We start from the raw sequence: 12,507 nt of genomic DNA, 5'->3' as shown, positions 1-12,507 counted from the left end.
TATCATGAGGTTACTTAATTGGCTTATTAGCAAAATAGTTTGATATAATGAGAGCTAAATCCTCACTAAGTGATTTAACATCTATTCCGCTTGCTCCAGCCGTTGAAGTGATTTCGGAATCGCTAATCGTATTACTACCTGATTTGATGGAAGAACCACTGTGAGAACTGCTGTGTGAGCCGCTGTGTGAACTGCTGTGTGAACCACTGTGTGAACCACTGTGTGAGCTACTTACTGATGATTTGCTCCAAGGTTCGTAAGGTTTGTGACAAGGCTTATGAGCTGGTTTGTGACAGCCGTGATGGCTTGGTTTGCTATATGAACTACTATCTGATACGTCGATGCTACTGTCAGAACCGGAGGATTTACTGGAGGAGCTGTCACAAGGCTTGTAGATGCTGCTGTCAGAGCCGGAGGACTTACTGGAGGAACTGTCACAAGGCTTGTAAATGCTGCTGTCAGAACCGGAGGACTTACTGGAGGAACTGTCACAAGGCTTGTAAATGCTGCTGTCAGAACCGGAGGACTTACTGGAGGAACTACTACAAGGCTTGTAGATGCTGCTGTCAGAACCGGAGGACTTACTGGAGGAACTACTACAAGGCTTGTAGATGCTACTGTCAGAGTCGGAAGACTTACTGGAGGAACTACTACAAGGCTTGTAGATGCTGCTGTCAGAACCGGAGGACTTACTGGAGGAACTACTACAAGGCTTGTAGATGCTGCTGTCAGAGTCGGAAGACTTACTGGAGGAGCTGCCACAAGGCTTGTAAATACTGCTGTCAGAACCATAGGACTTACTGCTTTCTGACTTACTAAATGGATCACTATAAGAGCTACTATAGGATTTGCTAGAGGAATTATCGCTGGAGCTACTATAGGAACTACTTGATGATTTACTATAAGGTTTGCAGTTTGGAGTATTTGCAAAATCTAAATAAGGCTTGAAATAAGATATATCAAAGGGCAAGCAATAACATTTAGATGATTTCTTATGGCATTTGCTCTTGCTATAGTTTTTGCTGTAATCAGATCTACTTGAACTGCTGCCTGATTTGGAACTAACTTTGTAATACGAATAACCTTTAGATGAACTATTCTTAAAATCACTCATTTGAAACACCTCTCCAATTTTCTTAGCAATATGATTACGAAAATCATATTACAATTCATGATATGACAAAATATGACACAATGTTACATTGCTGAATGGAAATATATAATTTGCAACACTAGGGGAAAGAATTTGACGCATTTAAAGGGCAATGATACAATTGGGAAAAAGAATTACGATATTTGGAATAAACGATAATATGAATCGAGGTGGTAGATTGAGTTGGTTGTTTTTATGCCTAGCAATTATTTTTGAAGTGATAGGAACGTCGTTGCTTAAAGTGATTCACAACCTAATTGACTTTAAAACTGTTATTATGTTATCTTCCTATGTACTAAGTCTGGTTTTCTTATCAATGACACTAAAACGTTTAGATATTGGTGTGGTTTATGCAATATGGTCAGGGCTTGGAATTACAGCAATTGAAGTAATTGGAGTGATATGCTTTAAGGAATCATTAAGCTTACCTAAGATCATATTTATAACAATGATTTTAATTGGCACGGTTGGACTAAATTTTACAGGAAGAGCATAATGATGCTCATATACTATAATACAGACGTAAATAAAAGGCAGAAATGGAGTAAATGAGTGGAGAAACTACTTTTTGGAATATCAGGACTTCCCATCTATAGTGAGTTGAAAAATATGAATTATGCTTTAGGGATTCAGTACGCGAAATCAATTGGGTTGGATGCGATGGAGCTACTATTTGTTCGTAGTGTTAATGTTACTCAGAAGAATAAGGACAACATTTTGAAAAATAAGTTGGAGAATGATTTCTATCTATCTGCACATGGATCCTACTATGTTAACCTGAATGCGGAGGATATAGATAAGCAGGAACAGTCCATCCAAAGAATTATTAAAGGTGTTGAAGGACTATCCATGGTTGAAGGACGTAGCTTGATCTTTCATCCCGGATTTTATCTTAAGGATTCAAAAGAAGATACATATCAGAGGATCAGAGAAAACTTACGCAAGCTTCCGGATAACGGAATTGACTATCGACTTGAGACGACTGGCAAGGGAACTCAATTCGGTACGGTAGAAGAGCTGGTTTCTCTTTGTAAAGAGGTTAAAACCTGTAAACCCTGTATCGATTTTGCACATGTACATGCACGAGGAAATGGAGCATTAAAAACATATCAGGATTTTGCTGAGATATTGCAATACATTCAGGATGAGCTCGGAAGAAATGCACTAGATGATATGCATATTCATCTGGGAGGAATCCATTATAATGAAAAGGGTGAAAAACATCATCTTCCTCTTATGGAAAGTGATTTCAATTATGTAGATTGCTTAAAAGCATTAAAGGACTTTGAGGTGAAGGGTTGCGTGATATTAGAAGGCCCATTGGTGGAAAAAGATGCATTACTAGTTAAGAACACTTATTTAAATTTATAGTACAAATAAATGTGTAGCCTGAGCAACATCAATATTTTGATTATTATGGTAAGCTTCAATGATACTTAAGAAAATCTGAGGAAAGGCAGGGGTATCTATATGGCTTATGAAGCAAACTGGTCGAACAAAGACAATTTAAATGATGTGGAGCATATCAAGCTTATAAAAGATGGGTTGGATGTAATAACAACAATTGTGGATAAATATTCTAAGGAAGGATATTCTTCCATTACACCGGAGGATATGAACCGGTTCAAATGGGCCGGAGTATATGAACAAAAACCTAGAAACGGTTATTTTATGCTTAGAGTCCGAATTAATTCAGGGATTATTCATCACAACCAAGTTGAAGTCTTAGCAGGAATTGCAAAAGATTTTGGCCGCGGAATGGCGAATATTACTACAAGAGGGGCGATACAATTTCACTGGATTCAAATTGAAGATTTGCCGGAGATATTTAATAGACTAGAAACATGTGGATTGAGTTCCTTTGAAGCCTGTGGCGATTGTCCAAGAACGATTGTTGGTAATCCTCTCACAGGGATTGATAAGGATGAACTAATAGACACAACAAGCATTGTGCAGGAGGTAAACCGCTTCTTTCTACTGAACAAAGAATTTTCTAATCTTCCTCGAAAGTTTAAGATATCAATATCGTGCAGTATCAATAATCCGGCACATGCAAGAATTAATGATTTGGCTTTCACACCTGCTACTAAGGTGATAAATGGTACTATTACTCTAGGATTTCACGTATGGGTTGGTGGAGGATTATCTGCAAATCCTATGATGGCACAAAGGTTAGACATATTTGTTAAACCGGATGAGGTATTAAAAGTAGCAGTCGGAGTGTGTACAATATTTAGAGAATATGGTTACAGAGAAAAAAGAAATCATTCCAGGTTGAAGTTTTTAATGGCAGATTGGGGTGCTGAACGGTTTAAAGATAAATTGATAGAATTGATCGGTTCCATGGATAATAGTGGTGAGAATAAACTGATTGATTGGAACGCCTCCTACTTTTATGGTGTCCATCCTCAAAAACAGGCGAACAAAAGTTATATCGGTATTCTGGTTTTGCTTGGTGAGATTGCTGCTGATGAGTTGTTGCAGTTAGGTGAGATTGCAAAAGAATACGGAGATGGTTCGCTTAGAACTACATTATCACAAAATCTTATTATATCTGGGATTGATAACGATGAACTACCATCTTTATTAGAAGAGGATATATTTAAACGGTTTCCCCCAAATCCGGAGGCCTTTGCAGGATACATGATTGCCTGCACAGGGAAGGAGTACTGCAACTTAGCCATTGTAGAAACAAAGAAAAGGGCAGCAAATATCATCGAATATCTTGAGACCAATGTAAAGCTTGATGCACCGGTTCGAATTCATATTACAGGGTGTCCGAATTCCTGTGGACAGAAACAAATTGCAGACATCAGTTTGCAAGGAGCACTGGTTAAAACGGATCAAGGAACGGAAGAAGGCTTTACAATCTGGGTGGGCGGTTCTTTAAAAGACGAAGGAAGGTTTGCGGAAAGCTTAGGTTATCGTGTGAAATCAACCGAAGCACATATAGCGATTGAAAGGATTTTACTTTTTTTCAAAAACGGACGCCAAAGTGAGGAGACATTTTTTGATTTCATTACAAGAGTCGGTCTGGATGAGATAAAAAAGATTTTATTATAAAACTTTAATTATGAGCGTAACACGAAACCGTGGGACGCTCATTTTCTTGCTCGATTGGAAAATATGAGAATATTGCGCTTTCTTTTTCAGTTGGAAAAATCTTCAAAAATAATCCACTATTGAAGATATTATACAAGAAATGATGATAGAATAGAGATACAATGATAAAGAAATCAGCAGGAGGTTGCTGGAATTGTTTGAAGTGATACATAGTTGTTGAAGGGGTAGGGTATTAGAATGAAGAAAGAAACACGTACAATTTGTTATGATGAAGATTTACGAATAGAGGCTTATCATTTGGGTGGGGTCGTTCAAGGTTTTCCTAATCATTTTCATGAATACTTTGTGATAGGGTATATGGAAGATGGGCAGCGTCAGTTGTCAACAAAGGGTAAGGTGTATACAGTCAATCAAGGAGATATTATTCTATTTAATCCTGGGGACAATCATGCCTGCGCACAATTCGGTGAGAGACCGATGAGTTATAGAGGGATCAATATCTCGAAACAGGTTATGATGGATTTGACCGAAGAACTAACCGGTAAGCAGGAATTGCCGGGATTTTCAGTAAATGTCGTAAGGGATGAGGAATTAGCTTGTTATATTCAATTACTACATAAAACCATAATGGAGGGGATGTATGAGTTTGAGAAAGAAGAATACCTTCTGTTAATGATCAGTAGAATTGTTGAAAAGTATGGCCAATCCTTTGACAGTTGTATCCCGGAATGCTCAAAAGAAATAGAAGAAGCTTGTAATTACATGGAGCAGCATTATACGGAACCTATTTATTTGGAACAGTTGTGTAAATGCGCAAATCTAAGCAAATCGACTTTGTTGCGAGCCTTTACTAAGGGGAAGGGTGTGACTCCTTATCGATATCTTCAGACGGTACGTGTGAATAAGGCAAAGTATTTGCTAGAGCAAGGGATTGCACCGATTGAGGTTGCACTTAAGACCGGATTTTCAGATCAAAGTCATTTCACTAATTTCTTTAATATGTTTATTGGGTTAACGCCAGGAACATACCGGGAAATCTTTCTAAACAAAGAGAATAAGTCAAAGCAGGAGTGGCATGATGAAAAATGAAGATTCAAAAGGACATATGTTAGCGTTTCTTACCATAGTATTATGGGCAACTACCTATATATCTACGAAGATATTATTACGTGATTTTCAACCAATGGAGATACTGTTTTATCGTTTTATAATTGGATTGTTTATCTTACTTGCAGCGTATCCTGTAAGGATGAAGATTACGGATCGAAGACATGAAGTAACGTTTATACTTGCAGGGATTTGTGGAATTTGCATGTACTATATGCTTGAGAACATTGCTTTGACTTATACATTAGCTTCCAATGTAGGAGTGATTATTACGGTTGCACCATTTTTTACAGCAATATTATCAAGAATATTCTTAAAAAATAAAGATGATTTACACATTAACTTTTTTATTGGATTCGTAATCGCAATGATTGGAATATATTTTGTCAGCTTTAATGGATCAAAAGTTCATCTTAATCCTTTAGGGGATATCTTGGCTCTATTGGCAGCGTTCGTATGGGCTTGCTATTCTGTACTTACTAAGAAAATCAGTGGATATGGTTACAACATCATTCAGGCAACGCGACGAACCTTTGTTTATGGAATTATTAGTATGATTCCTGCCATGTTTCTGTTTGGTTTTGAGTTTAAACCGGAGGCATTCATGAAGCCGGTGAATATATTAAACATTGCATTTCTTGGAATAGGGGCATCAGCACTCTGCTTTGTAACGTGGAATTATGCAGTGAAAATATTGGGAGCGGTACGAACAAGTATCTATATCTACATGGTTCCGGTGATAACAGTTATTACCTCTAGGTTGATTTTACATGAGCAGCTGACGGGATTAGCAGTTTTCGGTGCCGGACTGATATTGGTAGGGTTATTCCTTTCGGAAAATAGATGGGGGTTGTTAAGAATGGAAACTCGATTGAAGTGAAAAAGATGGAATTGTTCCTAAAATGAGTATGGAATCATTCATGTACAAAACAGATAGAATAATTCCTAAATTTATAAAAATTAACCTAAATCAGCATATTTTTTTGATTTAGGGATGCAATAGATTAAAATTTTAAAGTTGTCCCACTGCATCAAATTAAATTTATAAAGTATTTTTCCTAATATCTATTGACAGAGAAAAGAAGATGTGCTAATTTTTCATTATGGCAAAGGAGTTTGACTAAGATTAGTGGGACTCCTATTTTTTTTAGGAGGAAAAATTATGAAAAAAAGATTTTTAGCATTTGCATTAGCAACAACGATGGTATTTTCATTAGTAGGCTGTGGTACAAAAGACAAATCAGATACACCGGCAACAGGAACAACTCCAACAGTAGCAGCAACGGATGCAGCAACTACTCCGACTACAGCACCGATTGATATGTCAGGTGTAAAGCTTAAGCAAGATGGAACCTTAACCGTTGGTGTGGAGATAGGATATCCTCCGTTTGAAGATTTTGCGGAAGACGGTAAAACACCAGTTGGTTTTGATGTTGACTTTGCAACTGCAGTTGCAGATAAACTCGGTTTAAAAGTTAACTTCATTAATACTGCTTGGGATGGTATCTTCGCAGGTATCGACAAGAATTATGATGTAGTAATTTCTGCAGTAACGATAACCAATGATAGAAAAGAAACCATGCTTTTCTCTGATCCGTACATAAACAATTACCAGGCAGTGGTGGTACGCCCCGATTTTACAGGTAAAATCAAGAGTTTTACAGATTTAGATGGTATGACACTCGCTGTTCAAAAAGAAACCACCTCGGATGTAAAGATGTCTGATCTTAAAAGCACAGGTACCATTAAGTGTACAATCTCTGCAAATGAAAAGGTTACTACCTGTTTCACCCAGTTAGAGAATAAAGAAGTAGACGCAGTTGTTGTAGATTCTACTGTTGCAGATGGATATCTTGCAAAATCTCCGGATAAGTATATAAAGGCTTTCCAGGATGACAGCCAGCCGGAACAATTCGGTGTTGCAATGGGTAAGAATAATACCGCACTTCAATCAGCGATAAATAAAGCAGTTGCAGATTTAAAATCTGAAGGGTTCCTTGACGACAATTATGCAGCTTGGTTTAAGTCCACAAAATAATAAATATACACTATAAAAAGCAAGTTAGCAGGTATAAAGGATGAAGATTATAAATAGAATAGTTGACATTAAAAAATGGAAACGTTCATCAAAAATAGTTGCCATTATCGTATTGGCGACTTTGGCTGCAATAGTGATCCTTTCCTTAATGAAGCCATCGAAGAATGAAATGTTAAATCAAGCATCTACAAAAGTTCATCAGTTAATTGAAAAAGATAACAAAAGTAAGATTAAACGTTTAACAACCACGTATAATGATTTGGGTGTGATAAATTACATCTCTTTCTCAACAGCTGGAGCAGAGGCGGTTAAAGAATCTTATCTGGGGTTTGGTGATAAGATTTACAAAGCGGATAAGGGAGTTGCCAAGTTTAGCGGTCAGATGGTTAATTATACATATAGAATGCTTGGCTGTGGTGAAAATCTACTGCATGGAGCAAAGCTTACTTTACTACTTACCACCTTGTCCATTGTAATTGGTTTTGTGTTAAGTGTGTTTTTAGCACTAGGCAAAATCTCGAAGAATATCGTTATCAGCAAACTAAGTAGTGCGTATATCTTTTTCTTTCGAGGAACGCCATTACTGATTCAACTTTTTGTGGTTTATTTCTCGATACCGCAGATCTTTGGATTTTCTTGGAGTGGATTGTTCAGTAATGTAGATGGCGAAGCAGTGTATAAGGGAGCGTTCTTAGCAGCCTTAATTGCTTTTTCCTTAAACTCAGCTGCCTATTGTGCAGAGATTGTTCGTGCAGCGATACAATCCATCGATAAAGGACAGCATGAAGCAGCAAAAGCGTTGGGTATGAGTTACGGACAGACGATGGGCAAGATAATTATTCCTCAATCAATTCGAAGAATGATTCCACCTCTGTGTAATGAATTCGTTATGATGATAAAAGATGTTTCGTTGGTATTTGCGATTTCACTCATGGATATCACGACGATTTCAAAAACAATTATGACAAGTGAAGGTAATTATTTGGTATTTATTCCGGCACTTATCATTTATCTGATCATAACTGCGATATTTACATATATCTTTGGCAAAGTTGAGAAGAAACTCTCAATTTATGAATAGGAGGCAGCTATGAGTGAATATGAATATATTTTAAAAACAGAGCATGTTAGCAAGTCGTTCGGAACGCTGGAAGTGCTTAAAGATATTAATCTGGAAGTAAAGAAGGGCGAGGTTATCTGTATCATTGGGCCTTCCGGTGCCGGTAAATCTACTTATCTTCGTTCCTTAAACCAATTAGAGAAGATTACCAGTGGTAAGATCTTCATAAATGATGAATTGTTTCTTCATAGAGAACATAATAGAACAATACATAGGATTGCTGCTGACAAGCAAAAGGCAATGCTCTTGGAAATGGGTATGGTTTTTCAGAGATTTAATTTGTTTCCTCACAAAACGGTACTGGAGAATGTTATGATTGCTCCGATGTCTGTTCGTAAAAAGTCAAAAAATAATGCGATAAAACTAGCACAGGATTTAATCGCGAAAGTAGGACTTTCGGATAAATTAAACGAATATCCATCAAAATTATCCGGTGGACAGCAACAGCGTGTTGCAATTGCAAGAGCGCTAGCGATGGAGCCCGAGATAATGCTTTTTGATGAACCGACCAGTGCTTTAGATCCGGAACTTGTTGGAGAAGTACTTAATGTTATGAAATCTCTTGCAAAGCAGGGAATGACGATGCTTGTAGTTACACATGAGATGGGATTTGCCCGTGAGGTTGCTGACAGAGTTGTTTTCATGGCGGATGGAATGCTACTGGAAGAAGGAACTCCGCAAGAAGTATTTGAAAATCCCAAGAATGAAAAAGCAATCAACTTCCTTAAGAGTGTATTATAACAATATCAATTATTAGAAATGGAAACGAAATCTGTATAGATCGGTATCTTATACAGTAATCCTTTTTACTATTTAAGGGGATGTTGCAAAACAAATAATTCTATTAAGGAACAATGTTATTTGCCTCACACACAGATTGGAAGAATAGCGTTCATGTTTTCCAAACAGTGCATTATGGCAATATAACATTATTCCTCCAAATTATTTGTATTGCAACATCCCCTACCTTATACATTATAAGGTAGCGTAAAAAGAAAGTAATAACGCATTACCTTGAAGATATCTATATTACTGTCTTGCTCAAGAATGACTGATTAGTTTAGGAGAGAATGGTATATGTATGAAGATTAGAGTATATAAAGTAAATGCATTTATAAAAACTCCGGAAGGAGGGAACGTAGCTGGGATTGTTATCAATGCGGATTCTCTATCCGAAGAAGAGATGCAAAAGATCGCTGCAAAGTTAGGTTTTAGCGAAACAGCCTTTGTACTAAAATCAGATTGTGCAGATTATAGATTGAGATTCTTCACACCGGTAGAAGAAGTGAATCTATGCGGTCATGCTACAATCGCAACAGCTTCAGCTATAGCGGAATTAGGAATTGTAAAGCCGGGCAGTTACCGGCAAGAAACAAAAGCAGGAGTTTTAGGGATAGAAATTCAAAATGACTCTGTTATGATGGATCAGCCTTCGCCGATGTTTTCTGATATTGTTGATGCCTGTGAGATCGCAGATTCCCTAAATATTGAAAGAACACAATTTTTAAAGAATATTCCGCTTCAGGTGGTATCAACCGGATTAAGAGATATTATAATACCGGTAAATAATATCCATATACTTGACTCAATTATACCTAATTTTGAAAAAATTAAACACATCAGCCGTAAATACAATGTAGTGGGATATCACGTATTTGCTATAGAAGAAAGTAATAACATTTCCTGTAGAAACTTTGCACCGTTATATGATATACTGGAAGAAGCAGCCACCGGAACTTCAAACGGAGCACTTGGTTGTTTTCTGTATCAATACGGGCTCATTAATGAACAACAGGCAAAGAATGTCCTCATTAATCAAGGAGAAAAAATGAATAAACCCTCAGAAATCAGAGTATCACTTACCATACAAAACAAAGAAATTATAAAAGTTAAAGTCGGTGGAAGGGCAAGTGATATCACAGTTTTAGATCTGGAGATATGAAGTGATTTACACACACAGCATGGTGAATGACAGATTAATTGGAAAAGACATTCATAAATGACTTGCAATACTGAGGTTGATTTTTCTTGGGGATTAAAGTATAATGATAAAAAATAAATAATCGAGGTGAAAAGATGTTCAATTTTTCTTGCTAATTTTAGTTTCATACAAGCGTAATTAAGTAGATCGTATCTACTTGCTTTTGTTATGGCTATGCAAGAAAATTGTTCTGATTTCTCTTATCTATACTGGGTATATCTATACTACTAACCATGTATAATTTAGAGCTGTAAGAATAATTCATTCTTGCAGCTCATTTTAATTATAAGGAGGTGCTTCTATGATAAGCATATTTACGTTAATCTCACCTGATTTTCTTCATATAAAAGCGGATAAAACGGCGATAATTATATGAAGGTAAATGTCGCCATATAATCCGACTTTTGTGATTAAATATATATTACTTAAGGAGGACGAAAATATGTCTTTAATAAATGTTTCTAACTTAACTTTTGCTTATGAAGGAAGTTATGATAATATATTTGAAAACGTCAGCTTTCAAATCGATACCGATTGGAAGTTAGGATTTACCGGAAGGAATGGTAGAGGGAAAACTACTTTCCTTAATCTCTTGCAAGGAAAATATGAGTATTCAGGAAGTATTACCTCAAACGTTACCTTTGAATATTTCCCATATGAAGTGCAGGAGAAGGAGAACTTCACAATTGATATTATACGTGAGATTAGCCCGAACTCGATGGACTGGGAGATTATAAAAGAGTTGTCGTTGCTGGATATGAACGAAGATGTGTTCTATCGCCAGTTCTCTACCCTATCAAAAGGAGAGCAAACCAAAGCGTTATTAGCTGGGATGTTTTTAAAACAAAATTCCTTTTTGTTAATCGATGAGCCGACAAATCATCTGGATGTAGACGGTAGAAAAAAACTGAGTGAGTATTTGAGAAAGAAAAAGGGGTTTATCCTAATATCGCATGACAGATTTTTCTTGGATCACAGTATTGACCATATCCTCTCAATCAATAAAACCAACATTGAGATTCAGAAGGGGAATTTTTCGTCCTGGTGGAATAATAAGGAACTGCAGGATTCATTCGAACTAGCAGAAAACGAGAAGCTTAAGAAGGATATTAGCAGACTTTCAGCTTCAGCTAAACGCACTTCCTCCTGGTCTGATAATGTAGAGCGAAGCAAGTTTAGCAGTAACAACTCCGGAAGTAAAATTGATAGAGGATATGTTGGCCATAAAGCTGCTAAAATGATGAAGAGAGCCAAGAATATCGAATCAAGACAGCAAAACATGATAGTGGAAAAATCAAAATTACTGAAGAATATTGAATCCAATGAGAGACTGGAACTGTTCCCATTATCCTTTCATGACAATAAACTTGTTGAGCTGATTGATATATCCATCACTTATGATAACAGGGTTATCTGTGATGGGATAAGCTTTGATATCGACAAAGGAGAACGAATTGTAATACAGGGCAAGAATGGTAGTGGTAAATCGAGCTTATTAAAGCTTCTTTTGGGAGAAGATATTCCATATCAAGGGGTCATTAGAAAGAATGATCAGCTAATTATATCTTATGTATCCCAAGATACCACCGGTTTGATGGGAAGATTATCAGAATATGCGTACAATCATCAGATTGATGAGAGTTTATTCAAATCGATTCTTCGAAAACTGGATTTTTCCAGAGAGCAATTTGATAAGAGTATGGAGGATTTCAGTGGAGGACAGAAGAAAAAGGTATTGATTGCAAAAAGCTTATGTGAAAAAGCTCACTTGTATATTTGGGATGAACCACTCAACTTTGTAGACATTATCTCGCGTATGCAGCTAGAAGAATTGCTTACTGAGATCCAACCGACAATTTTGTTTGTGGAGCATGATTATTCCTTTTGTGAAAATGTTGCAACAAAAACAATTTTTCTCTCATAGTCAAATATAATAAAAAAGGTATATTAAATTCAGCCATTCGAAGATTTTATATTCGGATGGCTGTTATAATTTATACTTATCACCATGTGAATTATTAAAACAGTAGGATAAATATGGATTT

At 36.6% G+C, this 12,507-nt stretch carries 11 protein-coding genes; 10 read left to right on the top strand and 1 reads right to left on the bottom strand.

Features of this window, described 5'->3' with window-relative positions; all coding sequences use genetic code 11:
• Window positions 1-10 precede the first annotated feature (10 nt).
• Window positions 11-1,114, bottom strand: coding sequence for a hypothetical protein (locus tag AC6IWN_RS09700; RefSeq protein ID WP_497987209.1), 1,104 nt, complete (start codon window positions 1,112-1,114; stop codon window positions 11-13).
• A 217-nt stretch (window positions 1,115-1,331) separates the two neighbouring features.
• Between AC6IWN_RS09700 and AC6IWN_RS09695 the strand changes: the two genes are divergently transcribed.
• From AC6IWN_RS09695 to AC6IWN_RS09650, 10 genes are all read left to right on the top strand, one after another.
• Window positions 1,332-1,649 (top strand): DMT family transporter, encoded by a 318-nt coding sequence (locus AC6IWN_RS09695; protein WP_497987208.1) that lies wholly within the window; start codon window positions 1,332-1,334, stop codon window positions 1,647-1,649.
• Window positions 1,650-1,705: 56 nt separating this feature from the next.
• The gene (locus tag AC6IWN_RS09690) at window positions 1,706-2,524 is read left to right on the top strand and encodes a TIM barrel protein (RefSeq protein WP_497987207.1); all 819 of its coding nucleotides are present in this window, start codon (window positions 1,706-1,708) and stop codon (window positions 2,522-2,524) included.
• 99 nt (window positions 2,525-2,623) lie between these two features.
• Window positions 2,624-4,216: a nitrite/sulfite reductase gene (locus tag AC6IWN_RS09685; RefSeq protein WP_497987206.1), complete on the top strand. Its 1,593-nt coding sequence runs from the start codon at window positions 2,624-2,626 to the stop codon at window positions 4,214-4,216.
• Window positions 4,217-4,453: 237 nt separating this feature from the next.
• Window positions 4,454-5,305, top strand: a complete 852-nt coding sequence (locus AC6IWN_RS09680) for a helix-turn-helix domain-containing protein (protein ID WP_497987205.1) — start codon at window positions 4,454-4,456, stop codon at window positions 5,303-5,305.
• Window positions 5,295-6,203, top strand: a complete 909-nt coding sequence (locus AC6IWN_RS09675; RefSeq protein ID WP_497987204.1) for a DMT family transporter — start codon at window positions 5,295-5,297, stop codon at window positions 6,201-6,203. The genes AC6IWN_RS09680 and AC6IWN_RS09675 overlap by 11 nt, the downstream gene beginning before the upstream one ends.
• 282 nt (window positions 6,204-6,485) lie before the next feature.
• Entirely contained in the window at window positions 6,486-7,361 is an 876-nt protein-coding gene (locus AC6IWN_RS09670) for a transporter substrate-binding domain-containing protein (protein WP_497987203.1), read from the top strand.
• A gap of 40 nt (window positions 7,362-7,401) precedes the next feature.
• Window positions 7,402-8,442: an amino acid ABC transporter permease gene (locus AC6IWN_RS09665; RefSeq protein ID WP_497987202.1), complete on the top strand. Its 1,041-nt coding sequence runs from the start codon at window positions 7,402-7,404 to the stop codon at window positions 8,440-8,442.
• 9 nt (window positions 8,443-8,451) lie between these two features.
• Window positions 8,452-9,222 carry an amino acid ABC transporter ATP-binding protein gene (locus tag AC6IWN_RS09660; protein WP_497987201.1) on the top strand — a complete coding sequence of 257 codons (771 nt, stop codon included), beginning with the start codon at window positions 8,452-8,454 and terminating at the stop codon, window positions 9,220-9,222.
• Between the two features lie 340 nt (window positions 9,223-9,562).
• Complete coding sequence (locus tag AC6IWN_RS09655) at window positions 9,563-10,423, top strand: PhzF family phenazine biosynthesis protein (protein WP_497987200.1); 861 nt, start codon at window positions 9,563-9,565, stop codon at window positions 10,421-10,423.
• 481 nt (window positions 10,424-10,904) lie between these two features.
• On the top strand, window positions 10,905-12,386 hold the full coding sequence (locus AC6IWN_RS09650; RefSeq protein WP_497987199.1) for an Lsa family ABC-F type ribosomal protection protein: 1,482 nt from the start codon (window positions 10,905-10,907) through the stop codon (window positions 12,384-12,386).
• Window positions 12,387-12,507 lie beyond the last annotated feature (121 nt).

This window comes from Variimorphobacter sp. HTMS_6 (genome assembly GCF_059717775.1).
Note: the sequence above shows the minus strand (reverse complement) of the source record. Positions and strands in the feature narration are given on the sequence as shown.

Coding starts and splice junctions, on each gene's coding strand:
- AC6IWN_RS09660 (WP_497987201.1), top strand. CDS start 8,452: ATGAGTGAATATGAATATATTTTAAAAACAGAGCATGTTAGCAAGTCG.
- AC6IWN_RS09655 (WP_497987200.1), top strand. CDS start 9,563: ATGAAGATTAGAGTATATAAAGTAAATGCATTTATAAAAACTCCGGAA.
- AC6IWN_RS09650 (WP_497987199.1), top strand. CDS start 10,905: ATGTCTTTAATAAATGTTTCTAACTTAACTTTTGCTTATGAAGGAAGT.
- AC6IWN_RS09680 (WP_497987205.1), top strand. CDS start 4,454: ATGAAGAAAGAAACACGTACAATTTGTTATGATGAAGATTTACGAATA.
- AC6IWN_RS09665 (WP_497987202.1), top strand. CDS start 7,402: ATGAAGATTATAAATAGAATAGTTGACATTAAAAAATGGAAACGTTCA.
- AC6IWN_RS09685 (WP_497987206.1), top strand. CDS start 2,624: ATGGCTTATGAAGCAAACTGGTCGAACAAAGACAATTTAAATGATGTG.
- AC6IWN_RS09700 (WP_497987209.1), bottom strand. CDS start 1,114: ATGAGTGATTTTAAGAATAGTTCATCTAAAGGTTATTCGTATTACAAA.
- AC6IWN_RS09675 (WP_497987204.1), top strand. CDS start 5,295: ATGAAAAATGAAGATTCAAAAGGACATATGTTAGCGTTTCTTACCATA.
- AC6IWN_RS09670 (WP_497987203.1), top strand. CDS start 6,486: ATGAAAAAAAGATTTTTAGCATTTGCATTAGCAACAACGATGGTATTT.